This is a genomic window from Sphingomonas sp. (assembly GCF_036731925.1).
Classification (GTDB): domain Bacteria; phylum Pseudomonadota; class Alphaproteobacteria; order Sphingomonadales; family Sphingomonadaceae; genus Sphingomonas.
On the sequence record NZ_DAINDJ010000003.1, the window covers coordinates 197720 to 221567 of the forward strand.

General features: G+C 63.6%; 28 protein-coding genes. 17 read left to right on the plus strand and 11 right to left on the minus strand.

Annotation, left to right across the window (positions count from 1 at the left end):
- The first annotated feature begins 12 nt into the window (after positions 1-12).
- From V7E00_RS18120 to V7E00_RS18150, 7 genes are read left to right on the plus strand one after another with little or no spacing between them, the layout of a single operon-like run.
- Entirely contained in the window at positions 13-186 is a 174-nt protein-coding gene (locus V7E00_RS18120; protein ID WP_333574050.1) for a hypothetical protein, read from the plus strand.
- Complete coding sequence (locus V7E00_RS18125; RefSeq protein ID WP_333574051.1) at positions 186-806, plus strand: disulfide bond formation protein B; 621 nt, start codon at positions 186-188, stop codon at positions 804-806. Before V7E00_RS18120 ends, V7E00_RS18125 begins: the two co-directional genes overlap by 1 nt.
- Before the next feature lie 2 nt (positions 807-808).
- The gene (locus V7E00_RS18130; RefSeq protein WP_333574052.1) at positions 809-1558 is read left to right on the plus strand and encodes an SDR family oxidoreductase; all 750 of its coding nucleotides are present in this window, start codon (positions 809-811) and stop codon (positions 1556-1558) included.
- 3 nt (positions 1559-1561) lie between these two features.
- Positions 1562-2266 (plus strand): cupin domain-containing protein, encoded by a 705-nt coding sequence (locus V7E00_RS18135; protein ID WP_333574053.1) that lies wholly within the window; start codon positions 1562-1564, stop codon positions 2264-2266.
- A complete protein-coding gene (locus V7E00_RS18140; protein WP_333574054.1) occupies positions 2263-2781 on the plus strand; it encodes a carboxymuconolactone decarboxylase family protein in 519 nt (172 codons plus the stop codon). Before V7E00_RS18135 ends, V7E00_RS18140 begins: the two co-directional genes overlap by 4 nt.
- Positions 2782-2790: 9 nt before the next feature.
- Positions 2791-3936 (plus strand): flavin monoamine oxidase family protein, encoded by a 1146-nt coding sequence (locus tag V7E00_RS18145; protein ID WP_333574055.1) that lies wholly within the window; start codon positions 2791-2793, stop codon positions 3934-3936.
- Positions 3927-4478, plus strand: coding sequence for a DsrE family protein (locus V7E00_RS18150; RefSeq protein WP_333574056.1), 552 nt, complete (start codon positions 3927-3929; stop codon positions 4476-4478). The genes V7E00_RS18145 and V7E00_RS18150 overlap by 10 nt, the downstream gene beginning before the upstream one ends.
- A gap of 734 nt (positions 4479-5212) precedes the next feature.
- Here V7E00_RS18150 and V7E00_RS18155 read toward each other — a convergent pair.
- Together V7E00_RS18155 and V7E00_RS18160 are read right to left on the minus strand one after the other, a co-directional pair.
- A complete protein-coding gene (locus tag V7E00_RS18155; protein WP_333574057.1) occupies positions 5213-5446 on the minus strand; it encodes a hypothetical protein in 234 nt (77 codons plus the stop codon).
- The gene (locus V7E00_RS18160) at positions 5447-6076 is read right to left on the minus strand and encodes an SOS response-associated peptidase family protein (protein WP_333574058.1); all 630 of its coding nucleotides are present in this window, start codon (positions 6074-6076) and stop codon (positions 5447-5449) included.
- Between the two features lie 159 nt (positions 6077-6235).
- Between V7E00_RS18160 and V7E00_RS18165 the strand changes: the two genes are divergently transcribed.
- From V7E00_RS18165 to V7E00_RS18185, 5 genes are all read left to right on the plus strand, one after another.
- The gene (locus V7E00_RS18165) at positions 6236-6997 is read left to right on the plus strand and encodes an ImuA family protein (protein ID WP_333574059.1); all 762 of its coding nucleotides are present in this window, start codon (positions 6236-6238) and stop codon (positions 6995-6997) included.
- 163 nt (positions 6998-7160) lie between these two features.
- Positions 7161-8702, plus strand: coding sequence for a Y-family DNA polymerase (locus V7E00_RS18170; protein WP_333574164.1), 1542 nt, complete (start codon positions 7161-7163; stop codon positions 8700-8702).
- Entirely contained in the window at positions 8699-11962 is a 3264-nt protein-coding gene (locus tag V7E00_RS18175; protein ID WP_333574060.1) for an error-prone DNA polymerase, read from the plus strand. The genes V7E00_RS18170 and V7E00_RS18175 overlap by 4 nt, the downstream gene beginning before the upstream one ends.
- 3 nt (positions 11963-11965) lie before the next feature.
- Positions 11966-12262, plus strand: coding sequence for a hypothetical protein (locus V7E00_RS18180; RefSeq protein WP_333574061.1), 297 nt, complete (start codon positions 11966-11968; stop codon positions 12260-12262).
- A gap of 313 nt (positions 12263-12575) precedes the next feature.
- Positions 12576-12788, plus strand: a complete 213-nt coding sequence (locus V7E00_RS18185; protein ID WP_333574062.1) for a hypothetical protein — start codon at positions 12576-12578, stop codon at positions 12786-12788.
- On the opposite strand, the gene V7E00_RS18190 is transcribed toward V7E00_RS18185, so the two are convergent.
- Positions 12785-13039: a hypothetical protein gene (locus V7E00_RS18190; RefSeq protein WP_333574063.1), complete on the minus strand. Its 255-nt coding sequence runs from the start codon at positions 13037-13039 to the stop codon at positions 12785-12787. The two genes, V7E00_RS18185 and V7E00_RS18190, sit on opposite strands and share 4 nt — an antisense overlap.
- A gap of 154 nt (positions 13040-13193) precedes the next feature.
- Between V7E00_RS18190 and V7E00_RS18195 the strand changes: the two genes are divergently transcribed.
- Positions 13194-13442, plus strand: a complete 249-nt coding sequence (locus tag V7E00_RS18195; protein ID WP_333574064.1) for a hypothetical protein — start codon at positions 13194-13196, stop codon at positions 13440-13442.
- A 90-nt stretch (positions 13443-13532) separates the two neighbouring features.
- Here the strand turns inward: V7E00_RS18195 and V7E00_RS18200 are convergent, their stop codons facing one another.
- Entirely contained in the window at positions 13533-13709 is a 177-nt protein-coding gene (locus V7E00_RS18200) for a DUF3606 domain-containing protein (RefSeq protein WP_121079690.1), read from the minus strand.
- A 424-nt stretch (positions 13710-14133) separates the two neighbouring features.
- Between V7E00_RS18200 and V7E00_RS18205 the strand changes: the two genes are divergently transcribed.
- On the plus strand, positions 14134-14463 hold the full coding sequence (locus V7E00_RS18205; protein ID WP_333574065.1) for a DMT family transporter: 330 nt from the start codon (positions 14134-14136) through the stop codon (positions 14461-14463).
- A gap of 452 nt (positions 14464-14915) precedes the next feature.
- Positions 14916-15494: a PEPxxWA-CTERM sorting domain-containing protein gene (locus tag V7E00_RS18210; protein WP_333574066.1), complete on the plus strand. Its 579-nt coding sequence runs from the start codon at positions 14916-14918 to the stop codon at positions 15492-15494.
- Between the two features lie 462 nt (positions 15495-15956).
- Here V7E00_RS18210 and V7E00_RS18215 read toward each other — a convergent pair whose 3' ends face one another.
- Positions 15957-16844, minus strand: coding sequence for a LysR family transcriptional regulator (locus V7E00_RS18215; RefSeq protein WP_333574067.1), 888 nt, complete (start codon positions 16842-16844; stop codon positions 15957-15959).
- Between the two features lie 100 nt (positions 16845-16944).
- Between V7E00_RS18215 and V7E00_RS18220 the strand changes: the two genes are divergently transcribed.
- Positions 16945-18444 (plus strand): MFS transporter, encoded by a 1500-nt coding sequence (locus V7E00_RS18220; RefSeq protein WP_333574068.1) that lies wholly within the window; start codon positions 16945-16947, stop codon positions 18442-18444.
- A gap of 99 nt (positions 18445-18543) precedes the next feature.
- Here V7E00_RS18220 and V7E00_RS18225 read toward each other — a convergent pair whose 3' ends face one another.
- A complete protein-coding gene (locus V7E00_RS18225; RefSeq protein ID WP_333574069.1) occupies positions 18544-19953 on the minus strand; it encodes a pyridoxal phosphate-dependent decarboxylase family protein in 1410 nt (469 codons plus the stop codon).
- 102 nt (positions 19954-20055) lie between these two features.
- Between V7E00_RS18225 and V7E00_RS18230 the strand changes: the two genes are divergently transcribed.
- Positions 20056-20784 (plus strand): ArsR/SmtB family transcription factor, encoded by a 729-nt coding sequence (locus V7E00_RS18230; RefSeq protein WP_333574070.1) that lies wholly within the window; start codon positions 20056-20058, stop codon positions 20782-20784.
- Between the two features lie 245 nt (positions 20785-21029).
- On the opposite strand, the gene V7E00_RS18235 is transcribed toward V7E00_RS18230, so the two are convergent.
- From V7E00_RS18235 to V7E00_RS18255, 5 genes are all read right to left on the minus strand, one after another.
- On the minus strand, positions 21030-21536 hold the full coding sequence (locus V7E00_RS18235; RefSeq protein WP_333574071.1) for a hypothetical protein: 507 nt from the start codon (positions 21534-21536) through the stop codon (positions 21030-21032).
- Between the two features lie 527 nt (positions 21537-22063).
- Positions 22064-22513 (minus strand): hypothetical protein, encoded by a 450-nt coding sequence (locus tag V7E00_RS18240; protein ID WP_333574072.1) that lies wholly within the window; start codon positions 22511-22513, stop codon positions 22064-22066.
- Positions 22510-22716 carry a DUF5818 domain-containing protein gene (locus tag V7E00_RS18245; protein ID WP_333574073.1) on the minus strand — a complete coding sequence of 69 codons (207 nt, stop codon included), beginning with the start codon at positions 22714-22716 and terminating at the stop codon, positions 22510-22512. The genes V7E00_RS18240 and V7E00_RS18245 overlap by 4 nt, the downstream gene beginning before the upstream one ends.
- Complete coding sequence (locus V7E00_RS18250) at positions 22706-22975, minus strand: hypothetical protein (RefSeq protein ID WP_333574074.1); 270 nt, start codon at positions 22973-22975, stop codon at positions 22706-22708. Before V7E00_RS18250 ends, V7E00_RS18245 begins: the two co-directional genes overlap by 11 nt.
- 69 nt (positions 22976-23044) lie before the next feature.
- Complete coding sequence (locus V7E00_RS18255; RefSeq protein WP_333574075.1) at positions 23045-23830, minus strand: CsgG/HfaB family protein; 786 nt, start codon at positions 23828-23830, stop codon at positions 23045-23047.
- Positions 23831-23848 lie beyond the last annotated feature (18 nt).

Consider the following 23848-nt stretch of genomic DNA (forward strand, 5'->3'; position numbering starts at 1 on the left):
AAGGAGTTCACCATGTTCATCGGGTTTATCCCGTTCCTTGTAGCGGCCGTCGGGGCTCTTCTGTCCCTCGTCGACGAGCGCAAGGGTCGCGTCGTTTGGGGAGTGGCCGGCGTCCTGCTGGTCGCCTGGACGTGCTTCCACGGCTCGCATCACGCCGAGCAGCTCGCAAGGCTGGGGTCCTGGTGATGGCCTGGTCACGGCAGCTAGATATACTGGCACTCGCCGGCGTCAGCGCCTGCCTATGCGTGGCGTTCGGATACCAGCTGGTGCTCGGGGAGCTACCCTGCGCTTTTTGCAACCTTCAGCGCTTGGGTTTCCTGATCTTCGGAGCTGGCCTGTTCCTCAACCTGCGCCACGGCACCAACGCCTGGAACTATGTGCTGAGTGCCTTTGGCGCGCTGGCGGGCAGTTTGACGGCCCTGCTGCAGATGTTCGTCCACGCGCCAGCAGGCACTCGTCCGACGGGTAGCGCATTCCTCGGCTTCCATATGTACGCGTGGGCGTATGTGGCTCTGACCTGCGCCATCTTCTATGCGCTCCTGAGTTTAGCGTTTATCGCGGCGGCTCGGTGGCAGCGAACCACAAGTGACCGCAGCGTGTGGCGCGCAGGCAGTGCCGTCGTGTCCGCGGTCTTCCTGATCCTGGTGGCGGGCAATCTCACCTCGACGTTCCTGCAGAACGGCTTCGGCCCATTCATGGGAGGCGGCCAGCAGCATTACCGAATGCTCTACGACGGCGACGTGATGGCCAAGCCGTGCACCGCCTCCGACCATCCCGAACTCTTCCAGCGACATGTGCGAGACTGACAATGACCAACCTGAGTGGAAAGACGGCGCTGATTACCGGCGGCTCCAGCGGCATCGGCCTGGCGAGCGCCAAGACGTTGCGAGATCACGGCGCGCGCGTCGCGATCGTCGGTCGAGACGTCGCACGTCTCGAGGCCGCACGGGGGGTGCTGGGCGAGGATCTGCTGACAATTTGCGCAGATGTGGCCTCGCTGGCCCACCTGCAGCAGGTTCGCGAAGAGGTGGAGACAGCCTTTGGTGGCTTGGACATCCTCTTCGCCAATGCTGGCGTCGCGCTGGGCACCCCGATCACCACGACTGACGAAGCCACCTACGACCGGATCATGGACGTGAACGTGAAGGGGGTCTTTTTCACGGTGCAGGCCCTGCTGCCGATCTTGCGCGACGGCAGCACCATCATCCTCAACACGTCTTGGCTCAACCAGGTGGGAACGCCGGGGCGCGCGGTGCTGTCAGCGTCAAAGGCGGCGGTGCGCTCATTCGCGCGGACCCTCGCCGCCGAGCTTGTTGATCGTCGGATCCGCGTCAACGCCGTCAGCCCGGGCTCGATTGAGACGCGGATTCACCGCGGCAAGAATCAGAGCGAGGAGGAGTTCCGTGCCTATGCCGAGCGCGTTGGGGCACAAGTGCCTTTAGGCCGCATGGGCCGTCCGGAAGAGATCGCGTCGGCCGTTCTGTTCCTGGCCAGCGACGCCTCAAGCTACATGCTCGGCGCAGAGATCGTGGTCGATGGCGGCCGTGCGGAGTTGTAACCCATGCGATTGAATGATGATCTGAGCGTGCGGACCCTGGTGCACGCTGACCGCCTGGATTGGGCGCCGAGCCCGGCACCTGGCGTGGACCGACGCATGTTGTTCCGTATTGGTGAAGAGAAGGCGCGCGCGACGTCCATCGTCCGCTACGCTCCCGGCAGTGCTTTTGCGCGACACGCTCATGCAGGCGGAGAAGAGTTCCTGGTGCTGGCCGGCACATTCCAGGACGAGACCGGCGACTTCCCCGTTGGCACCTATGTCCGTAATCCGCCCGGCAGCGCGCATGCGCCGGCGAGCGCCGACGGCTGCGTGATCCTCGTCAAGCTGTGGCAGTTCGCGGCGCACGACGACGTCCAGGTAGTTCGTCGTTCGGTGGAGGGGGAGGTGGCCCCGGCCCGTCCCGGTGTCGATGAGGCTCGTATCCTGTTCAACGGGGCAGGGGAGCGCGTCATGCTGGAGCAGTGGCAGGCAGGCGCGACGGTTGAGGTCGCGAATGAGCGAGGCCTTGAGCTGCTGGTGCTTGGTGGTGGGTTCGACGATGGTACTGACCGGCTAAAGCCTTGGAGCTGGTTGCGAATGCCTGCTGGCACCCCGCTCATGGCGGCGGTCGGGCCAGAAGGCGCGCAGGTCTGGTACAAGGCAGCACCTCTGCTGCACGATGACGTCGTGCCCTTCGAGCAGTCCCCGGATGCGGAGCGTGATCGATGAGCGGCGCTCGCGTAAAGCCATGGCAGGACGGCGATCCGGCGCCTGCAGAACTGGTCGCCGGCATCCAGGCACGGCGGCCCGGAGGCGAGATGATCGGAATTGATCGCGTGCTGCTGCGCAGTGTGCCGCTCGCTACCGGGTGGAACGGGCTGCTTGGCCGCGTACGCGCCGAGTTCACGCTTGACCTTGCTCTGCGCGAGCTGATCATGTGCCGCGTCGCCGTGCTGAACGGCGCGGAGTTCGAGTGGAACGTCCATCGTCCGGCGTATTTGGCAGCCGGGGGCACGGAGGCGAAATGCGCGGCGCTACTGGAGGACGGCATCGCACCGATCTTCGACCCTGCAGAAGCGGCGCTCCTCACGCTCACCGATCAGTCTACGCGGCATGTGGCTGTGGGCGCAGAAGTTATCGAGACGCTCAAGCACCTGTTTGGCGAGGAGCAGACAGTCGAGGCGGTCGCGACGGTCGCGGCCTACAACATGGTCTCGCGCTTCCTCGTCGCACTGGCGATCTGAGAGCGACCCGTGCCGGACATCTTGTGCAAAACCGTCGCCGTGATCGGCGCTGGCCTATCAGGACTGCAGGCTGCCCATCTGCTGGCGGAGGCCGGTATCGACCATGTACTGATCGAGGCGCGAAACCGCGTCGGTGGCCGAATTCTCTCCGTCGGCGAGAACCAGGCGGCGGATGGCCCCTACGATCTTGGCCCCTCCTGGTACTGGCCGACCATTCAGCCACCCATGGCGGCACTGGTGGACGAGCTGGGCCTCAGCGCTTTCCAGCAATATGCCGAAGGCGACATGCTGTTCGAGCGGGCTGCGGGCCAAGTACCCCAGCGCTTTTCCGGTTATGCGCAAGTGCCTGCCCCCATGCGGCTGGTCGGCGGCACGGGGGCGTTGGTGCGAGCCTTGCTCCCCCGATTGCAGCCTGGAACATTGATGCTCGGCACCCGGGTTCGTGCGCTTCGTCTTGCGTCTGATGGCATCGAGCTTGGGCTGGCGCGGGGTGGTGGGCACACGAGTTTGTGCGCTGAGCACGTGATTGTCACCGTCCCGCCGCGTCTTCTCGCGAATGCGGTTCAGTTCGAACCGCCACTCGATCCTTCCGTGGCGCGCCGCTGGCGAGAGACACCGACGTGGATGGCGCCGCATGCGAAGTTCGTTGCACTTTACGACCGGCCATTTTGGCGTCATGCGGGCCTGTCGGGCGACGCACAGAGCGCGGTGGGCCCCTTGGCCGAGATCCATGACGCTTCAACGGCCGAGGGAAAGGCCGCTCTGTTTGGTTTTGTCGGGGTGCCTGCCGATCGGCGAGCGCTCGCCGGCGAAGCGGCGCTCAAGCGCGCCTGCCTTGATCAACTCGTTCGGCTGTTCGGCGAGGAAGCTCGCGCAGCCCGCGCGCTCTTGCTCAAGGACTGGGCTGCGGATCCCCTTACCGCAACTGCCGAAGACCCAATCTCCGCCGGTCATCCGACGTCCCATGAGGAACCTTGGGTCAGTGACCGTTGGCGCACCCGAGTGACTCTCGCTGGGAGCGAGACCAGCCCGATCAATAGCGGCTATTTGGCTGGTGCCGTGGCTGCCGCCAACCGCGCCGTACAGGAACTCCTGGTGCGTTTGACACCCGCTGCGACAACTACCCACCCGACGGAGAATCCAGAATGCGCCTGATCAAGATCGCTCGCGCCGCAGCGTTGTGCTCCACGGGCGTGGTGCTGCTTGCGCAGACACCCGCACTCGCGGAGGATCCCCTTGTCGTGCCAGGCTACGGTGCGCTTATTCCGCAGGAGGAGGTCTCCAACCTCCCTGACCCGTCGCTTCACTACCGCGTGGCGTTCGAGGTCACTCGAGCTGCGGGAGACGCTGCACAGGTGAATCCTGCGCTCGATCGCGTCGCTCGCTTCGTCAACCTCCTCGGTAGAGCGGGCGTTCGCCCTGCGCCGGGTGACATCGAGATTGTTATCCATGGTCCTGCAACGGCGTCGATACTGAAGGATGGCGCTCATCGGGTGAGATTCGGTCGTGATAACCCGAATACAGCCTTGATTGCTGCGCTGCGCAGAGCAGGGGTATCGATCCACATCTGCAGCTATGCGCTCGCCAACCAGAAGATCGCCCGCGGCGACGTGGCGGAAGGCGTGATCGTTGACCTAGCCGCGATGGTCACGCTTGCTAACTTGCAGCTCCAGGGTTGGGCGGTGATCACGGGTTGAAGCGCAAACCGTACCCGCGCGGATGGAGTTGATTGCTGCCCCGAAGGCGCCACCAACCCCGAGGGTCGTGGCGTGCATGCTCAGGGACGGGAGCATTCGGCCTAGACCGTGGCAGCCACTGCGGATTTGCGTACGGGAGGGCTTCATGAGGCCCTCGATTTTCATGAGGCAGCGAGCGGCGCACCGGGTCGGACAAGCCCCAGCAGACGGATGACGCCGAGGCTGATTGCCCCCACGACGAGGAGGGAGAGGACTACCGCGGTGCTCACGCGCCCGCCGGCGTGGGCCACCGTGCGGACATCGACGCCTCGCCGGAGCGCAGACATCGAGACGACGGTGAGCAGCGTCGCGGCCTCATTCGCCGCGGCCAGCGCCGCATGCGGTATAAGGCCGAAGGACCGCAAGGCCCATCAGGCCTACGGCCGTCGCGCTCCGGCGCCATCAGGTCAGCCAAGGAACGGTGACCGCTATCGAAATCGGCTTCCGCTTTGCTCAGCAAAACGCCATTCCGTCGCTGCGGCCGACCTGGCCGCAGAATGGAGGTGATTTTCATAGACACACAATCTGCAATCGCGATCGCGATGCTCTGCATCGCCTTCGCGGGCCTCGTGATTAAGATCATCGAGGCAGCCCGTAAGTAGCGGGTGCGGGGGCAGGCTCTGGCAGGCCTGCCCCCAATACGCAGAAAGGGCGTGTCGCTGGCACGACACGCCCTTGGAGATGATTTCATAGACTCAATCTGCTCCACCGATATAGGCGGACAACTCGTCACGGTCAATGAAGGGCTGGAGTGCGTCACGGGCTCGCAACCCATCGGCACTGCTAGTGAAGGCGAAAACGCGCGCCTTTGCCATCCATTCACTCCCGCTAAAGTCGGCGAGGCACAGGGCCGTCAAACGCTCCGCGATCCAAAGCGCATCTTCAGCCGCCTCCTTCTTCCTCGCATTGGTCTCTGCGAGCTCGCGCATTCAGCACACTCCCCTCGTTGGGAAGACAGGCCCTCGAACGGCCATTTTCGACGCATCATACGGCCTCTGCAGCTCTACAATTTCTTCATAGGTGCCGGTCAGCCACCGATCCACATCTGCAGGTTCGAGGATCGTTATCATCGCCTTGGGATGGATAGGCTCGACGAGCTCATTTGCGTCGCACCTCACCATCGTGAACCCAGGACCCACAGCTGTTCTCTGCCAGAAACCAGCGACGGCGAATGTAGACTGGTCGATGACGGTGAACCACATCTCACCCTTTAGCGGCTTCTTGCCGTCGCCCAGGTCGTGCCGCTCAGGGGTGAATTCTGCGAACGCGGTGAGAGGCACAATGCAGCGGTTCTCCGGCTTTTCTGCGAGCCGGCGCCATTGGGGCAGTTTGAGGTTTCTGACGTTCGTCATCGGGAAAGCCGCCTGACCTCCCAGGACGTCCCACGTCATCACGTCCCAAGCGCGCTGGCCGCCTTCCTCGCGAATCACGTAGTTCCGCGACCTCGGTCTGAGCTCGACGGGGTTGAAGGTGTTCTCACGGGGGCGCTCGGAAAACAGCTTGCTGGTCGCTCCGAAAAGCGTTTCCGGTTCACCGCTGTAGCGGGCTCGATTGCACATGGCCTCACGCTACCACTCAGATCCGCCTGCGCAACAGGTCGCGGAAGTGCCCGCCCGTTCCGTTTCCGTTCCATCAATCCACAGCTACGTGTTCCCCCGCCTTGACCAATCGGGCCCCGCAAAGGAACATAAAGGGAACGAGTAGAGTCTTAGAACACGATGTCCGCCGCCCTCGAGTCCCTCGCGCCCAGCATAGCGCACCTCCGCACGATCGCGACCCCCGCGACCGATTACCGGGTGCTGCCGTTCGGCGTGGACGCGATCGACAGTCGGCTCGGGGCAGGGGGGCTGCGCGCCGGCGCCCTTCACGAAGCGTCAGCGCGTAGCGTCGCCATGGTCGACGATGCTGCCACCACGCTGTTCCTCGCCGGCATCGCCGCGCGCGAGGCCGCGGAGGCGGGTGGCCCTGTGCTGTGGGCGAGCTGCCGCAGCGACTTATACGCGCCAGGCCTGGCCCAAGCAGGCCTGCCGTCTTCCAGCGTGATCTATGCGCAGCCGCGAGACGACGCCGCGCTCTTGGCCGTCATCGAGGACGCGGTGCGGGACGGCACCCCGTCTGTGGTCGTGGCCGAGGCAACCCGGGTGTCGATGGTCGCGACGCGACGCCTGCAGCTGGTCGCGGCCGAGGCAGACATGCCGGTGCTGCTGCTGCGCCGCCGGCGCGGGCGCGACCAGGATCCGCTCGACGAGCCGTCGGCTGCATGGACACGGTGGCGCATCGGCGCTGCCCCGTCCGAGCGGCTGAGCGTCGCCGGCGTGGGGCGGCCGCGGTGGTCGGTCGAGCTGGCGCGGCAACGTGGTGGGGCATCCTTCTCCCTTATTGTGGAGGGTAGCGATGAGACGGGTCGTCTCGCTGTTCCTGCCGAACTTGGCCATCGAGCGGCTGAGACGGTTGGAACGGCCCGCATCGCGGCCGCCTGAACGGCCGCCGCTTCAGCTGCCTGTAGACGACGATCCCGGCGCCTGCTCCGTGCCACGACGCGGCGGGTGGCGACCTGGTGCCCGCTGGGCGCGCGACGCTGCGCCCTCGCGCGAGGATGTCCAAGCGCAGATCGAGGCACTGCCGGCGCACGCACAACCGCCGATGCGAGAGCTCGGGCGGCGATCGGAGCCTGCGAGCCACCCCTACAAGGCTCCGCGTACCGAGAGCACCGCGGAAGGATTGCGTTTTCATATTGAAAGCACATCCAATCCGCCGCTCGCACTGATCGGAAAAGTCGGCCGACGCGAGGAGGTGGTGGCTGCATGCCCCGGTGCCCGCGCGCTCGGTATCCAAACTGGCATGGCTGCCACCCATGCACGCGCACTTGTGTCTGATCTCGACTTTCGCCCTGCAGAGCCGGAGGCGGATGCCGCACTTCTCGATCGGCTAGCGCTGCTCGCCGTGCGGCGCTGGTCGCCCACAGCGGCCGTGACGCCGACGGACGGCCTCTGGATTGATCTGACCGGTTGCGACCACCTGCACGGCGGCGAGGAACGCTTCTGCAGGCGGTTGCTGGCGTTCTGCCGCCGCGCCGGCTTCACAGCCCGCGTAGCCGTGGCAGAGACCCTCGGCGCCGCGCATGCGCTGGCTCGCTTCGGCAGAGACGATCTCACTCGGGTTGAGCCTGGCAGGACGGCCGACGCGCTGGCGCCACTACCGATCGCAGCGCTGCGCCTATCCGCGACTGCACAGGCTGCAGCTCGGAAGTTCGGCTTCGAGCGGGTTGCGGATCTTCTGCCCGTAGCTCGGGGGCCGCTCGCTCGTCGCATCGGTCTGCCGGCGATCACGCGCCTCGATCAGGCGCTCGGCGCCGTGGCTGAGCCCATCACCCCCCGCGAAGACGCGGAGGTGCCCTTTGTAGAGCGCCGCCTGCTGGAGCCGATCGGCACGGCCGAGGCAATCGAGCAGGTGATGGGCGATCTGCTGGGCGACCTGGCTCAGGTGCTGCAGGAGCGGGGGCTCGGGGCCCGATCGCTGCGGCTGACGGGTCTCCGCGTCGACGGCGGCGAGCAGGTGGTCGCGATCGGCACGTCCCGGCCCACGCGGGAGGTTTCACACCTTCTCCGCCTGCTGAAGCTCCGCATCGATCGGATCGAACCCGGCATGGGGCTCGAACAGTTCTGGCTTGTCGCTCCGCACACGGAGCCGCTCGATGCCGTCGACCTGGGCGCGGTGCTCGCTGGGGACACGATGGTCCGCGACCCTTCGCGCCTCGTGGACGTCATCGCCGGCAGGATCGGTCCCAGCTCGGTTTTCCGCATAGCACCGGTCGAGAGCCATGTGCCTGAGCGGGCGGCTGCGCAGGTCGATGCTAACGAGCAGCCGGGGGAGTGGCCGGGATGGCGGCGTCCGATCCGCCTGTTCGCGCGGCCCGAACCGCTCTTCAACGTGCTGGCGCTGCTGCCGGACCAGCCTCCGCGCCGGTTCGAGTGGCGCGGCAAGCGCTATACGATCATCGGCGGCGATGGGCCCGAGCGCGTTCACGGCGAGTGGTGGCGCCGCGATGCGGAGACTTGGGCGGTGCGCGACTATTACCGTGTCGAGGATGAGGATGGCGGTCGCTACTGGGTCTTCCGCCGCGGTGACGGCTTCCACGACAACACCGGGGATCTGTCCTGGTGGATCCATGGTGTGTTCGGATGAGCCACTATGTCGAGCTGCAGGTGCTCACCCACTTCTCACTGCTGCGCGGTGCGTCGAGCCCCGACGAGCTGTTCGCCGCCGCGGCGCTGCTTGGCTACCCGGCGATCGGCATCAGCGACATCGGCACCGTTGCCGGCGTGGTGCGAGCATGGGAGGCGCAGAAGGCGACGGGGGTTCGCTCGATCGCGGGCACGCGCGTGGACCTGTCCTGCGGCCGCCGGCTGCTTCTCTACCCGACCGACCGCCCTGCCTGGTCTCGCATCACGCGGCTGCTGACCGTCGGCAAGAAGCGGGCAGGGAAGGGCGGTTGCCTTCTCCACTGGCACGACCTCGGGCCATGGTCCGAAGGCACCATTGCCGTCCTGCTCCCGCACGAAGCGGACGAGGAGAACCTCGCCGCTCTCCGAGATCTGAAGGCAGTCTACGGCCGCCGCGGCTACATGGCGCTGTTCCAGCGCCGGCGCCCCGGGGACGCGGTGCGGATCGATGCACTTGCCAGGCAGGCGGGCGGCGCCGGCGTGCGCGCCGTGGTGACCGGCGACGTGCTCTACCATGCCCCCGACGCTCGCTTGCTGCAGGACGTGGTGACGGCCGTGCGCGAAAAATGCACGGTAGATGAGCTGGGTTATCGCCGCGAGGTGAATGCCGATCGCGCGCTGAAGACGCCCGACGAGATGGTCCGACGCTTCCGCGCGTACCCAGATGCGCTGCAGGCCAGCGTGGATATCGCGAACGCCTGCACCTTTGACTTGGGCGAGCTGGCCTACCAGTACCCGCATGAGCGGCTGATCGACGGCCTCACCGCTCAGGAGGCGCTCCAGCAGCTGGCCACCGATGCTGTGAACCAGATGTTCAACGGCGACGTGCCGCAGGCCTATACCGACCAGATCGCGCACGAGATGAAGCTGATCGAGGAGTTGGGCTACGCGCCCTACTTCCTGACGGTTTACGCGATTGTCCGCGAGGCCCGCCGGCGGGGCATCCTCTGCCAGGGCCGGGGCTCGGCCGCCAACTCCTGCGTCTGCTTCGTGCTCGGCGTCACCTCGATCGATCCAATCAAGCACGAGCTGCTGTTCGAGCGCTTCGTCTCCGGCGAGCGGCGAGAGCCGCCGGATATCGACGTCGACTTCGAGCATGAGCGGCGCGAGGAGATCATCCAGTGGATCTACGAGACCTATGGCCGTGATCGGTCCGCCCTGACTGCCGTAGTCACCCGCTACCGCGCGCGCGGCGCCGTGCGCGACGTCGGCAAGGCGCTGGGCTTGCCGGAGGACCTCACCTCCTCGCTCGCGGGCCTGGTCTGGGGCTGGTCGGCCGAAGGCGTGGGAGAGAAGCAGGTCGAGGAGCTGAACCTCGATATCGGCGATCGGCGGCTGCGGCTGACGCTCGAGCTCGCGCGAAAGCTAATCGGCGTGCCGCGGCACATGAGCCAGCACCCGGGTGGCTTCGTCCTGACCCATGATCGTCTCGATGATCTGGTGCCGATTGAGCCTGCGGCCATGGAGGATCGCCAGATCATCGAATGGGACAAAGACGACATCGACGCACTCAAGTTCATGAAGGTGGACATTTTAGGTCTGGGCATGCTCGGCTGCATGAACCGCGCCTTCAACCTGCTCGAGGCGGAGAAGGGGCTGCACGTCGAGATGAAGGATCTGCAGGAGGATGATCCTGCAGTGTTCGCCATGATCCAGAAGGCGGACACCCTCGGCACCTTCCAGATCGAATCCCGCGCGCAGATGTCGATGCTCCCACGGATGAAGCCGCAGCGCTTCTACGATCTGGTCATTCAGGTGGCGATCGTGCGGCCAGGTCCTATCCAGGGCGACATGGTGCATCCCTATCTGCGCCGGCGCGAAGGACTGGAGAAGCCGGAGTATCCGCGCCCCGAGCTGCGCGCGGTGCTGGAGAAGACGCTCGGCGTACCGCTGTTCCAGGAACAGGCGATGCGCGTGGCGATCGTCGGCGCCGGCTTCACGGCGGCCGAGGCCGACCAGCTGCGCCGCGCAATGGCGACCTTCAAGTTCACCGGCGGCGTGTCGCACTTCAGCGAGAAGCTGATCGATGGCATGGTCGAGCGGGGCTACCCGCGCGAGTTCGCTGAGCGGACGTTCCGTCAGCTCGAGGGCTTTGGCTCTTATGGTTTTCCCGAGAGCCACGCGGCGTCGTTCGCGAAGGTCTCCTACGCTTCGGCGTGGATGAAGCACCATCACCCGGATGTGTTCTGCGCGGCACTAATGAATGCGCAGCCCATGGGCTTCTACGCCCCAGCGCAGATCGTGCGGGATGCGCGCGAGCACGGCGTTGAGGTTCGGCCGCCATGCATCAACGCGAGCCGCTGGGACTGCACGCTGGAGAAGACCGGAGGCCGCTATCTCGCAGTGCGCCTCGGCCTGCGCCAGATCCGCGGACTGTCCAATGCCGATGGCGCGAAGATCGTAGCGGCGCGCGGAGCGGTGCCTTTCACCAGCGTCGAGGAGGTCTGGCGGCGATCAGGCGTGCAGCGCGCCTCGATCGAGAAGCTGGCGGAGGGTGACGCTTTCCACGCCTTCGGCGCCGATCGCCGTCAGGGCCTTTGGAAGGTGAGGGGGCTGGGCGAGGCACCACTGCCGCTCTTTGCCGCTGCCGATCGCGCGGCCGAGCGCTTCAGCGCGGAAGGACTGGAGCCCGACGTGGCCCTACGGCCGCTCACCGACGGGCGGGAGGTGATCGAGGATTATCGCTCGCTGCAGCTCTCCCTCCGCGCACACCCGCTGACCTTCGTGCGCGACGAATTGCGCCGGCGGGGCGTCACAAAATGCGCGGATCTCGCGAACATTCGCGACGGCCGTCACGTCGAGGTCGCCGGCATTGTCCTAGTCCGCCAGAAGCCAGGTTCGGCGAAGGGGGTCTTGTTCATAACAATCGAAGACGAAACCAATATCGCTAACGGAATCCTCTGGCCCGACCGTTTCGAGGCCCAACGCCGCACCATTATGTCGGCGTCAATGGTGGGTCTAAAGGGCAGGGTGCAGAAGGAAGGTGATGTGATTCACATCATCTGCGACCGCATCATCGACCACGGGGATCTTCTACACCGGGTTGGCGAAATGTCATTCCCCCATCGCACAGGACGCGGCGACGAGGGCCGGCATCCCGGCGCGCCTGATCGCGGTGACAAGGGATGGAGCCCCGAGCCTCGCAACCAGTATTGGCCTCCACATGCGGACGGCATGGATCCGGAGGAAGTGGTGCGGTTCAAGTCGCATGACTTCCATTGATCGATGGCGAAGCTCGCCAGGCATCAGCGCGTCGTTATCGCGCTGTCGGTGCATATCCTTAGAAGCGGCGTGACCAGGTGCGCGAACTCGCGCGTAGATCTGCCGGAGATCCGCTTGGCGCTGCGATGCCTGCTGCCCCATTGCCCTGAGAAGTGGCCGCTGACCTGCTACTGGGATGCCGCGGGGCAGGAGAACGAGATCGGGCGGTCCCAAGGCGTGACTGCTGCGTTCAACGGCATTGTGCGGCAGCTGCGGCGCGCCGGATGCTATGAGGAGGTGAGCCCGCATGATCTCCGCTAGAGCCGCTCCAGATGCCCGCTAGAGTCGAAGGCCCTTACCAGACCCTGGAGGCGTGGGCGCAGGATCGTGCGGATATGCGCATTGTCTGCGACTGTGGGCGAACGATCAACGTGCCGGCAGACAAGATCCTCAGCCGGTTCCGTAAGGACAGCAGCATTCAGCAAGCCGTTATTCGCCTGCGTTGCACCACGTGCAGGCGGAGGGGACATGCGACCATCTCACCTATTCCCGTTCTCAGGCGGTAAGACGACTTGCCCGTGCCGGCGCGGAACATTCACATGAAGGGGATCGAACGCCGCGTTAGTTTGTTGACGTGCGCCGCTTGTGGCTTTCGCGCGGGATCGAGATGTCTACCAAGGAACCTGTGGTCGCCGTGGCTCTTCTCACAGAGCTTGAACTGGAGCGGCTCGGCAAGACATTCACCAGGTTCTGCCCCGTGACCGAAACAGCCTCCTTTGATGATCTTCTCATTGCGATCGACGTCGCCGATCGCGGGCAATGCGAAGCCAATCGCAAAGATGCTTAGTCCAGATCCAGCGCCGTGATGACAATCCCGTCGCGCTGAACGGTATCTACCTCGAGAATCCGCGCAGCGGCTCGCGCGATGCGCGCTTCTGTCTTAGGCTCCAGTGGGTCGAGGTCGCCCAAGCCATTGCCGAGAAGCTTCATCCTGGCGCTGCTGTGGAGCGAAATCTGGATAGGGCCACCGGAAATTAGGCCGTGAGCGAGTAGCTGGCCGTCCGAGACAGTCGAGCGTTCGAGAGCGATCTGGTTCATAAGCTGTCCAAATTGAAGCGGCAGCCTTGATGGGACCGTCAGTCAGCGCTGTGCTCATGCCGGGAGCGCCGATGGCGAGCGTATACACCAATACGTGGCGATCAGCGTATCTGAACCTAAGGACATAAGAAGGCGGGGAGTGTATGGTGTGCCGATGGCTGAGCCGAAGCCCACAACGACAGACGACATCCGCAACCTGCTTGCGCACCTGTTAGCCGGCGCGGCGGGTGAGGATGAAGCGCACTGGCTGAAGCTGATTGGGCCGGTAATCGCCCTGCCCGTCATCGACGCTCCCCGATCTAATTGGCGGATTGAGCCCAAGGGTAAGCCAGGGGAGGTGGAGGCAATCGAGAAAGCCGCCGAAGTGGTGCGCTTGGCCTACCCGTATGTGCCGTCACCTTGAGCCGGAGAGCTCAATCGCTGAGGGACAGGCGGCGGAAACGCGCCGGGCGAGCCTCAGCTCTGCTCGGCGCGATGCGTACCGCTCGTCGGGTTAGCGGTTCAGATACTCGCGTACGTCGTCAGCCCGATCGCCCACGGCGTTCACTGCCTCGACAAGCTTTTCCTTCGATACCCCGAAAGACTCCATCCAGTCTCGAACCTCGTAGTCCTCGCTGAGCGAGATCCGCTGGCGGTCCTGGCCACCAACCTGCGTCTTATCGTCTGCCATGACTTCTCCTTTCGGAGCAGCACCGCTCAAGCTCGTTGAGAGATCACTGCCTGGAAATCCCGGACTTGCAGCCCTTACTCGGCTGATGTGCTGTCCGGTTCATCAGTCCGCTTCCGCGTTTGGTAGTATGCACCTCCAACGAGGGCGGCTACACCCGCCGCGCCTGCAATTAGCCCACGATTTCTTCTGAGAAATCCTTTGGAAGGTCGTTTGGATTGCGCCTGTTGAGGGCGAGCTTTCTTGTTCGGCTTCTGTGTCATGCGGCGTGAACCGTCGTGTCGCCTACTAGTTGCTCACCTTGTCCCTAGATTACGTCGCACGAGCGAGACCGCGACCTAGGCTGTAGACCCATAAAATTTGGAACGACCAAAACCGCCCAACTGCCGCCGTTGCCTACGTGCGGCAGGCTGCTTAGGCCGAGAGCATGAATTACATGTTTCTCGCTGCCGCGATCATCGGTGAAGTGATCGCCACCTCGTTTCTCAAGCAGTCGGAAGGCTTCACGCGCCCTGTCCCCACGCTGATTATGACCGTAGGCTATGTGTGCACCTTCTACTGCCTGTCGCTCGCTCTGCGCACCATCCCAACTGGCATCGCTTATGCTATCTGGTCCGGGGTAGGCATCGTTCTGGTCGCCACAATCGCATGGGTCGTTCAGGGACAGAAGCTGGATGCAGCCGCGCTCGCCGGCATGGCCTTGATAGTTTGCGGAGTGCTCGTGATGAACTTGTTTTCTTCTGCGGGCGCACACTGATCCGGACGAGAGGTGATAGGGTCCGCTTTCCACCATCTTCCGCCGTGGCAGATCCCGTCCAGCTTTGTTGCCGGCGCAAAGTCGCGCTAAAAGCTGCCGGTTTGCTCAGAAGAGGGGTGCCGCCCCCTTCGAAAGGATTTCTCCAAGTCGAATTAGGGCCCGTTTGCGCGCGGGAGGGAGCGGCAAGGCCCAGATAGGTGCGGAACTCGCGGCTGTCCACGGTAGTTGGATCGTGCCCATCGAAAAAGACGTTGATGAAAACGTTGCTCTCAAAGCGAAGGTTGTTGTGACCTGATTTAGGTTAGTTAGAAAAAAGATCGGTACATCAAACGTCTATCAACACTAGCGTGAACCGATCTCGCAGTTGCACCATTTTTCGTTGACAATAGGCGGGCTTCTAGAGAGTGCTCCAAGGCCGGCGTTAACCGGCTTTTAACGAAGTAGGGGATCATATGCGCACTCATGTACTCGCGTTGCTCGCTGCGACCACAGCGGTTGTAGCTCCCGCCGCCGCGTCGGCCGCCACCACCATCAACGGCAGCTTCGCTGGCGCGCTCTTCGGCGTCACCAGCAGCACGGCGACGATTGGCGCCGGCAGCACGTTCTCGTCCGCCATCGGCGCCGTCTCCAACACGAGCGGCGACCTGTCGCCAATCGGGTTCTTCACCTCTTTCAACCTTTCCCCCGTGACGGCGACCGCAGGCTCGAGCCTGTCGTTCTCGAGCGCCTTCGGTTCGTACGCCGGTAAGGTAGTCTCGGTCGCGACCGACACCAACGTCGTGAACCTCTATGCCCTCGGGACCTTCACCCCGACCGGCTCGCTCAGCGGCTATGCTGCTGGTGCGTCGTCGCTTACCTTCGCCTTCACCCAGACCGGCGGCGCAAACGCCGCCGTTTCGGGCGGCTTCACCTTCGCCTCGCCCCCGTCGGGCGTACCTGAGCCGGCAGCTTGGGGCATGATGATCGCGGGCGCCGGTATGGCTGGCGCGGCTGTACGTCGTCGTCGCAGCTCGACTGTTGCTGCTGCCTGAACCAGCACAACCGTCGTAGGGAAGGGCGGCCCTTTATTTGGGCCGCCCTTTTTTGTGTGATCCGCCCGCAGCGCTTCGGCGAGGCGACTTGATAAGGTCAGCTGAGATTTAAGAGGGCGCAAGCGGGTTGGAAGCCGTTGGTCCGCTCCCGCCCAATTTCGGCCGTTCGGGCCAGTCTGCCCGCTTCCCAGAAGCCGACGATCGTTCATCTCAAACTCAGACGTCCGCTGGCGCCCTACTAAGCTGCCGCTTAACCTTTTGGTGGTCGCCGCAGAATAATTGACTGGACCCAACCCACAGAAGGTCTAGCGTCCGATTAAATGTGGCCGTTGAGGGGTAATCTTAACCAGTGTTCGGGAGGCGGCGGCTGTAACTGCCTTCCAGCAGGTGGTCGCATTGCGGTTGGTCTCAAGTATGACGATGAAGCTCGGACCGAAAGCTCGGCAGGCCAGCTCAGCCTGATCAGGCTGCGGCCCCGACCCGGAACAATCGAGTGGTCGCGAAGTCAATGAACGCTCGGAGCCGTGAAGATACAAGGCGGCCCGATGGCCACACAAGAGAAAACCGCCCCTGCGAGCACACTTCCCTCTCTAAGAGAAGGAGAAGGCTACCAGTCTGAACCGCATCCTCCGCCAGGAAGTCGGGCATGTATGCCATGCCCAGGCCTTCGATCGCCGCGGCGCGCACGCCTTCCATGTTGCTACACGCCAGAACCGTTCGCGGATGGCGGTCGGGTGCAATTGGCCAAGGCTGCAGATGCCCCGAAGCGGGATTACGAAATCGCACGCCATAGTGGATCAACAAGTCGTCGACCGACGCTGGGGTACCGTGCGCTTCTAAATAGGTCGGTGATGCGCATAGCACGAACGAGAACGTGCCAAGGGTGCGCGCGACTAGCGAGGAGTCGGCGAGCTCTCCGCTCCTGATCGCTACGTCTATTCCCTCGCCGATCAGATCGACGTGCCGATCGTTGCAGTTCAGGTCGAGTTCGACGTGGGGATAGGTGGCGCTAAATGCGGCCAGATGCGGCACCAAAAACCGATAGCCTATTGTTGGGACGCTGACCCTCAGCACGCCGTGCGGCAGGGCGCGGGTGTCAGATACCGCAATCTCCGCGTCGCCCAGATCGTCGATGATCCGCCGGCAGCGCTCAAGGAAAACTGCGCCTTCGGCGGTCAGGCCTACCCTGCGAGTTGTGCGATGCAGAAGGCGGACACCCAGAGCAGCCTCTAATTTTGCAACGTTCTTACCTACCGCAGACGGCGACAGGCCGAGTACGCGTGCTGCGCCGACGAAACTTTGTGCCTCGGCAGTGCGGACGAAGCTGGTGATGCGAGGCAGATTGTCCATCACACCTGATTAGAGCGCTGAAGGATATGGTCAACTTCCAGTGGGGCTGATTATCGCCGTCGGTGCGGCGGCTAGAGCGAGGGGAGGAGGTATCCCGCGCATGAACACACAGCTGCATCGTTCGACCCGTACCGATGTCGCCCTGGCGGCAGTGTGCGTAGCCGCTCTTATCCTGCCGATGAGCTTCTCCGGTGGGGCAGTTGTAACGCCTGCAATCGGGCGATCGCTGGGCGGCAATTTGTCGGGGCTCGCGTGGATTACAAATGCCTTCATGCTGCCGTTCGGCGGCTTGCTTATGACAGCAGGCGCTCTGGCCGACCGTTGGGGCCGCAAGCGGGTGTTCATGGTCGGCGTCGGCCTGTTTGCGGTCGCCTCATTGATGTTTACACTAGCCCCCACTTTAGCGTGGATCGATTTGCTGCGAGCAGCGCAAGGCGTCGGGGCTGCCGCTGCCTTGGCCGGCGGGACGGCTGCCTTGGCGCAAGAGGTCTCCGGCTCGTCTCGCGCGCGGGCCTTCAGCCTGCTCGGTACCACCTTCGGGGTCGGCTTGGCGTTCGGGCCGCTCGTTGCAGGCGTGCTCATGAATGCAGCTGGTTGGCGCGCGGTCCTCGCAGCCCCGGCGGGAGTGGCGGCGCTTGCACTGCTGCTCGGTTCGAAGTCGCTGCGCGAAACCCGCGCCGCAGCGTCGGGCCCCATGGACTGGGCGGGAGCCGCGACCTTCACCCTGGCGCTGGTTTGCCTCACAGTTTTCATTCTTCAAGGTGCCGGCTGGGGTTGGACTAGCCCGCCAGCGGTATTGCTGTTTGCTGCCGCAATTTTTGGCTTTGCGCTTTTTGTGCACGTCGAACGGCACAGCGCCGCGCCCATACTAGATCTGTCCCTACTGTCTTATCCTCGATTCCTGGGTGTGCAGTTGCTTCCGATCGCGACTTGCTACTGCTTTGTCGTTCTGTTGGTGCTTTTACCGCTTCAGTTCATCGGTGTGGGAGGCCAGAGCGAGATCTGTGCGGGCATCACGATGCTTGGGCTCTCGACACCGCTCATGTTCGCGCCAACGCTGGCAGTATGGGCAGCGCGTCGGTACTCGGCCGGCACGATATCGGCTATCGGACTGCTGGCGGCGAGCCTCGGGCTGCTCTGGCTCTCCGGTTGTGGCCCCGGGTCCGGCGCGACGCCGTTGCCGGCGATGCTGTTGATCGGTACGGGCGCCGGGCTGCCGTGGGGGCTGATGGATGGCTTGTCGATCGCGGTAGTACCACCCGATCGCGCCGGTATGGCCGCAGGGGTATTCGGCACGATCAGGGTCGCTGGCGAGGGGATCGCACTCGCGAGCGTGACAGCGGGGTTGGCTACGCTCGTGCGCTGGCGCCTGGACACGCTCGCGATTGGCCCACAACAGGCCCGCCCATCTCTTGCAGAGCACTTGGCAATCGGCGACCTTACCGGGGCAGCCCGGCTCGGCGTGTCGATGGGTACGCTGAGAGACGAATACGCTGCGAGCTTCGCGGTTCTCCTGTACGTCCTGGCTGCCGTAACCTGCCTGTCCGCAGTGCTGGTATTCTTTACCTTGCGGCGAGTTGACCCTCACGGCAAAGGATGAACTGCCTTTGCGATCATCGGGCTTAACCGGAGCGAGGCGGGGCAGGGGAAGCCGGCAGCTGGACGCTCACTGCTGATATTCCGTCTTCTCACGCTCCCACTAGGTATCAATCATCGCTAACCTAACGGCCTCAGTAGAGCGCGAAATGGCTTCGGCGTCGGTGCGCCAGTTGCAAACGGAGACGCGCATGCAACGCTTTCCCCGCCACGTTGTACCGCTGAAGAAGGCTGTTCCTCCCGCCGCGACCCGGGCGATGACGGCGTCGGTGCGGCGGTCATGCGCGGCATCTCCTGCGCCGGTTGCCGGGTCGAGAAAACGGACTAGTCCCTGATTGATCGTCGGCAGCCATTCGATCTGCGCACCAGGAAGCGCCCCGATGCCGGTAACTAGCGCTCGGGCATGGTTGCAGCTTCGTTCGATCAGGTTAGCGAGGCCTTCCCGCCCCAATTCTCGCAAGGCGGCATAGGTCGGAACTGCGCGCCCGCGGCGAGACCATTCCGGGTTCCATTCGAGCTGGTCGCGAGCCTGATCAACCGATTGCGCATAGCTCGCCTGATATGAAAAGGCGGCGCGCTGCGCCTCGGCGTCCTTGACGATCGCATAGCCGCAGTCGAATGGCGTGTTGAGCCATTTGTGCCCGTCGTTCGTCCATGAATCGGCCAGCTCGACCCCCGCGGCCAGATGGCGATAGGCAGGGCAGGCACGGACCCAAAGGCCGAAAGCGCCGTCTACGTGTACCCATGCTCCATGCCTTTTAGCTATCGGAATCAGCTCGGCGAAGGCGTCGAACGCGCCTATGTTGAGATCGCCAGCCTGTAAGACCAAGATCGTCGGTGTGCTGGAACCGTCCAGCGCCGCCTCCAGCGCTTCCCGCACGATTCGGCCCTGCGGATCACAAGGCAGCACATCCATGCAGCCGGTGCCGAGACCGAGCAGGCGTAAGGCGCGATCGATCGATCCGTGTCTCTCGCTGCCGGTCAGGACCCGCAGGAGCGGGGCGCCGGTCAATCCATCGCGTTCGACGTTCCATCCGGCTTGCTGCAGCAGCCGATGTCGGGCTGCGGCGAGGCAAGTAACATGTGCTGCCTGAGTACCTGTGACAAAGGCGAAGCCCGCGTTGCAGGGAAGGCCAAACAGATCCTTTAGCCAAGCACCCGTCGCCTCCTCAATGATCGCCTCGGCGGGGCTGCATGCATGAATCGCTGCGTTTTGATCCCACGCCGAGACGAGCCAATCTGCCGCAAGCGCGGAGGGCAAAGTACCGCCGATGACCCAACCGAAGAAGCGGCTCCCACTACTGCCGACCAGGCCACCATCTGTATCACGCACGAGTTCGTCGATCACCTGGCTGGCGGGCACGCCTTGATCCGCCAGTGATCTGCCAAGCCGCGTCCGCAAATCCTCCCTGGTAGCCGTTGCTCCAATTGGACGGGTGTCGAGTTCTTCCAGCCATTTTCCCGCGTGGTGATAAGCTGCCTTCAATGCGGACCTGCTAGCTTCATCCATCATGCCACCTTTCCCTTCGCTGCCGGAAAGCTCCATTAGCGATTGAAGCTGCGAAGATGGTTCGTTACTCGTCAAACTATGCGGGATGGTCCGAACTTCGCTCTTGTGGCCGCCTTGATCGGGGATCCAGCCCGTGCCGACATGCTGGCGCAACTGATGGACGGTCGGGCGTTGACAGTGGGTGAACTGGCGCGATCTGCCAATATCGGCCTGCCGACGGCTAGTAGTCATGTTACCAAGCTCGAAACGGCAGGATTGCTTATTTCTGTACGGCAGGGGCGCAACCGTTATGTCCGCCTATCGGGCGCCGATGTGGCGCATACGCTTGAAAGTTTGATGCTGCTTGCAGAACGCACGGGCCATCGACGGGTTCGAACTGGGCCTCGCGACCCCGCCTTGCGAGCTGCTCGCAGCTGCTATGACCACCTGGCGGGCGCCAGAGGCATCCAAATGCTTGAAAGCTTGTGCCAGCGCAGATTTATTTTGCGCGAAAATGATCGCTTGGTTCTTCAGGATGAAGGCCGCGCATTTTTGACGGTGTTTGGTATCGACCCTCGCTTGTTTGTAGACGAGACTGTGTGCGTAGCCTGCTTGGATTGGAGCGAACGCAAGGACCATCTTGCGGGCCGTTTAGGATCGGCCTGTCTCGAGCACGTTCTCAATCTGGGCTGGGCGAGGCGCGCTCTCGACAGTAGAGCCATTCACTTCCATGCCAAAGGCGCGCAAGAGTTTGACGCCGCGTTTCCTGTGACCGGTGGTGAGCAGATTCGCCACCACCGCATCCAAAATGAGGATGTGGGAAGAGAGCATGTTGCAGCGGAACCCGCCGATTAGGAATACTCCCGCTTTTGACCTCCATTCGAGTGCGAAATCCTCGTAGCGACAGGGGTTGTTCGGAGCCGTCTTCCTAGCGCAGCGATGCCCCTGCTGCGCCCCTAACCTCCAGCTGCCTGTCCCTCGACCCGCTGCGCACGCAGCGAGCTCGGCCACACCAGCAATGCAGCTCGTGCTATCGGGCAAGGCGTCGAGGGCAGGCTCGGCACGAGAAAGCGGATAGGCAGCTTCCGCCCAAGCAAACTCTACCTCGGCAATCTGTCGAGAAGAGCGATACGCTCATGATCCTTCGCGCGGCCGAACCTTTCGAACATTGCTCGCAATTCCCCGATCTCGGGAACGAATACGGTGGCAGACTCCACGCGGATTTGCTGACGGGTCGCCGGCTTCATGGGACGCCAGACTCCATCCAGCTCTCGCAGCATGAAGTTTGCCATGAACTCCACGACCAACGGGCACTCCGTCCACTGGCCGAAAGCTTCGGATCGAAAGCGGGGATGATCCGACGGGGACGCTTTCCTGATTCCGACACGCGAAAAGATACGACGTGCGTCGGAAACGCTCACCATCACGTCCACGTCAGAAACCGTGATAGGGTGCGCGCCGTGGATCGCTGCAGCAGCGCCAGAGATAATCCACCATGGATCGCGAGCCTCCGTCATCAGGGATGCTGTGGCAATGACGGTTTTTCGCAAAGCGGCAGACAACGGCGGCATCGGTTTGCGGATGCCGGAAAGCCATAGGCGTCGCAAGCATTGTTCCCGTGATACCTCGAGCTTCGCTGCTCATGTCGGCTCTCCACCATTTTTAGACATTCAGGCGCGCCGTGGAAGGCGCCCGTTTATGAGTTTACGGCCTAGTGCGCGGCTAACGCCTTTCCGAGGATCCGTCTTCAGGCTGCGTATCCATATGACGGTCAAGGGAAGGCTTCCGCGTCGCCATCCGTTCCCAGGTGTCCGCGGCTTGCAAGTGCTTCTGGCGGACGTTGATGAGCGGCGTTGCCTCCGCAGCCTCACGGTGCTCGCGCGCACGGTCTTTTACAGTAAGCTGGGCTCTCGATCATGACTTCCCCTCGTTCGGGGGCGTACAACGTCACGGCTGATCGAATGTTGCAGCGAAATACCCGCCGGCTTGAACATTATCTCTGCAGGTTCGCCGGACAAACACAGGCAAAAAAATGGCGCCCCACCGCGGAGCGCCTACTAAGTTTGGGTCGTGCCGTACTAATACCATCGCGCCGTATCGGTTCAACTGCCTGCGACAATTCGATACAAAGTTATCAGAGCGAAACACCCACAAAAACCATGAAGAATGCAACAAGGCCGGCGACCACTTTGCCCCCGCCGAAAGTGCGGGCAGCCACGCCTCGGCGCTGCTTAGCCCAGGTCTTGTCTCTCGCTGTCCGTAGAGCGAGCGCCCCGTCGACGCACAGAACCGAACCGACGATGAAGAGCGCGATGCTGAACGCTTTGACGAAGCCGGCAACCCCGTGGCCGGTCAGGAGGTAGAAGCCGAGCAACGCCATGGTGAAAAGCGCGTAGAGGCTCATCCCCACGTCCAGGACGCTGTAGATCCTATAGAGCCGCTGGCGGCCGAGCGGATTGCGCGCGATGACGATCGGACGCTTGCAAGTGAGGCAGCCCCTGACCTTGTGGCGCTTGAGGTTCTGGAACAGGATATTCCTGCAGTACGGGCAATGTGCTGCCTGGATCTGAGCCGGCGCATTCATCCGTCGATCCTTCCGACGTAGTAGACCTCGATAACGGACAGGCCGCGTCGAACGCCTTCGATCGTAACCTCTTCGGCGTCGTTGCATTCTGAGAGGGCTTCTCCGGTGAGGCGCCAGTGCATGCCGCCATGGTCGCAGATCATGCGGCCGCGCGGCGTCGTGGTCATCTTGCCGGAGAGGCGCATCGGGGGATCAGACGCCATCGTCAATCTCCACGGGTTTGTTGAACACGCTGAAGCACTCGGGCGCACAGTGCACAAGCCGCCGCCCCCGGCACACAGCCTGCAGGCCATCGATCATCACAGGCGCGTGGCCAAGGCGGCGGCACGGGCTGTTCGTCCTGTCTCGCCACCCACATGGTACTGCCAGCGGCTCCGGCGCGATCTCGACATACTGCGCCTCCAGATCCTCTGGATCAATCGACGGCTCGGTTTCGGCGAAGAGGTCAGCCTGCAGCTTCATTGCACACCTCACATAGAGGAAAGGGGAGGGGCACCATCCAGATGCTCACCTCGCCCTTTCCCTCTCTCCTCACTGCTGCCCCGGCACCGGCGCCGCAGGCGCTGCTGACGGCGCGAGGCGGGCCTTCGCGTCCGTGGTGAGCTTCCGGTAGGCATCGAGCAGGGCGAGCGACGTGATCTTGCCCATGTCCGTGCTGGTGTAGCTTCCGCCGAGCGCGCCGACACCGGCATTGAGGAGCACGCCGCCGCCGATGATCGAGAGATCCTTCTTGCGGACCTGGCCGCTGGCGATCGCGCGCTGAATGCCGGTGGAGACTTCCACGAGCGCCAGCATGACCTGCGCTTCCAGCTTCTTGCTCTTGAACCCCATCCCGCCGCCGAACATGCCGGCGACACCGCCGCCATAGCCGCCGGCATTCCCGTCCGAGTAGACAACGGTTGCGGTGAGGAGATAGTCCGCGGCGCGGAGCGTGTTCGTCTTCGCGCCGGCAGTGGTCGAGCCTGCCATCTCGCGCTCACGCTGAAGGGCGTCGAAGCCTTCGCCGCGGTCGACGATCAGGAAGCAGTTTGAGTTGGCCGCGAGCAGCTTCAGGAGCGGGATCGGGTCAACCCGGGCCTGGCCGCCGTTCTGCTGGGCCTCCGCCATTCGCATCATTGCGGCGATCTGCGGAGGGAGTCCGTCCGTGGGCGATGCTGCACTGCGCTTCTCCACGATCGCCATCGTGCCGAACGGCTGCACGCACTTCGGCACCTCGGAAGTCTCGTCGACACCGGTGCCACCCTTGCCCAATTTCTGGCCGTTGGCGGTGCCGATCGAAATGGCCAATGCAGCTGCGGTCAATAGAACCTTGTACATGTCATTCCTCCTGTTTGC

Coding starts and splice junctions, on each gene's coding strand:
- V7E00_RS18130 (WP_333574052.1), top strand. CDS start 809: ATGACCAACCTGAGTGGAAAGACGGCGCTGATTACCGGCGGCTCCAGC.
- V7E00_RS18135 (WP_333574053.1), top strand. CDS start 1,562: ATGCGATTGAATGATGATCTGAGCGTGCGGACCCTGGTGCACGCTGAC.
- V7E00_RS18150 (WP_333574056.1), top strand. CDS start 3,927: ATGCGCCTGATCAAGATCGCTCGCGCCGCAGCGTTGTGCTCCACGGGC.
- V7E00_RS18175 (WP_333574060.1), top strand. CDS start 8,699: ATGAGCCACTATGTCGAGCTGCAGGTGCTCACCCACTTCTCACTGCTG.
- V7E00_RS18125 (WP_333574051.1), top strand. CDS start 186: ATGGCCTGGTCACGGCAGCTAGATATACTGGCACTCGCCGGCGTCAGC.
- V7E00_RS18120 (WP_333574050.1), top strand. CDS start 13: ATGTTCATCGGGTTTATCCCGTTCCTTGTAGCGGCCGTCGGGGCTCTT.
- V7E00_RS18190 (WP_333574063.1), bottom strand. CDS start 13,039: ATGAACCAGATCGCTCTCGAACGCTCGACTGTCTCGGACGGCCAGCTA.
- V7E00_RS18155 (WP_333574057.1), bottom strand. CDS start 5,446: ATGCGCGAGCTCGCAGAGACCAATGCGAGGAAGAAGGAGGCGGCTGAA.
- V7E00_RS18220 (WP_333574068.1), top strand. CDS start 16,945: ATGAACACACAGCTGCATCGTTCGACCCGTACCGATGTCGCCCTGGCG.
- V7E00_RS18195 (WP_333574064.1), top strand. CDS start 13,194: ATGGCTGAGCCGAAGCCCACAACGACAGACGACATCCGCAACCTGCTT.
- V7E00_RS18160 (WP_333574058.1), bottom strand. CDS start 6,076: ATGTGCAATCGAGCCCGCTACAGCGGTGAACCGGAAACGCTTTTCGGA.
- V7E00_RS18250 (WP_333574074.1), bottom strand. CDS start 22,975: ATGAAGCTGCAGGCTGACCTCTTCGCCGAAACCGAGCCGTCGATTGAT.
- V7E00_RS18140 (WP_333574054.1), top strand. CDS start 2,263: ATGAGCGGCGCTCGCGTAAAGCCATGGCAGGACGGCGATCCGGCGCCT.
- V7E00_RS18165 (WP_333574059.1), top strand. CDS start 6,236: ATGTCCGCCGCCCTCGAGTCCCTCGCGCCCAGCATAGCGCACCTCCGC.
- V7E00_RS18245 (WP_333574073.1), bottom strand. CDS start 22,716: ATGGCGTCTGATCCCCCGATGCGCCTCTCCGGCAAGATGACCACGACG.
- V7E00_RS18215 (WP_333574067.1), bottom strand. CDS start 16,844: ATGGACAATCTGCCTCGCATCACCAGCTTCGTCCGCACTGCCGAGGCA.
- V7E00_RS18255 (WP_333574075.1), bottom strand. CDS start 23,830: ATGTACAAGGTTCTATTGACCGCAGCTGCATTGGCCATTTCGATCGGC.
- V7E00_RS18200 (WP_121079690.1), bottom strand. CDS start 13,709: ATGGCAGACGATAAGACGCAGGTTGGTGGCCAGGACCGCCAGCGGATC.
- V7E00_RS18180 (WP_333574061.1), top strand. CDS start 11,966: ATGGCGAAGCTCGCCAGGCATCAGCGCGTCGTTATCGCGCTGTCGGTG.
- V7E00_RS18205 (WP_333574065.1), top strand. CDS start 14,134: ATGAATTACATGTTTCTCGCTGCCGCGATCATCGGTGAAGTGATCGCC.
- V7E00_RS18170 (WP_333574164.1), top strand. CDS start 7,161: ATGCGAGAGCTCGGGCGGCGATCGGAGCCTGCGAGCCACCCCTACAAG.
- V7E00_RS18210 (WP_333574066.1), top strand. CDS start 14,916: ATGCGCACTCATGTACTCGCGTTGCTCGCTGCGACCACAGCGGTTGTA.
- V7E00_RS18225 (WP_333574069.1), bottom strand. CDS start 19,953: ATGATGGATGAAGCTAGCAGGTCCGCATTGAAGGCAGCTTATCACCAC.
- V7E00_RS18240 (WP_333574072.1), bottom strand. CDS start 22,513: ATGAATGCGCCGGCTCAGATCCAGGCAGCACATTGCCCGTACTGCAGG.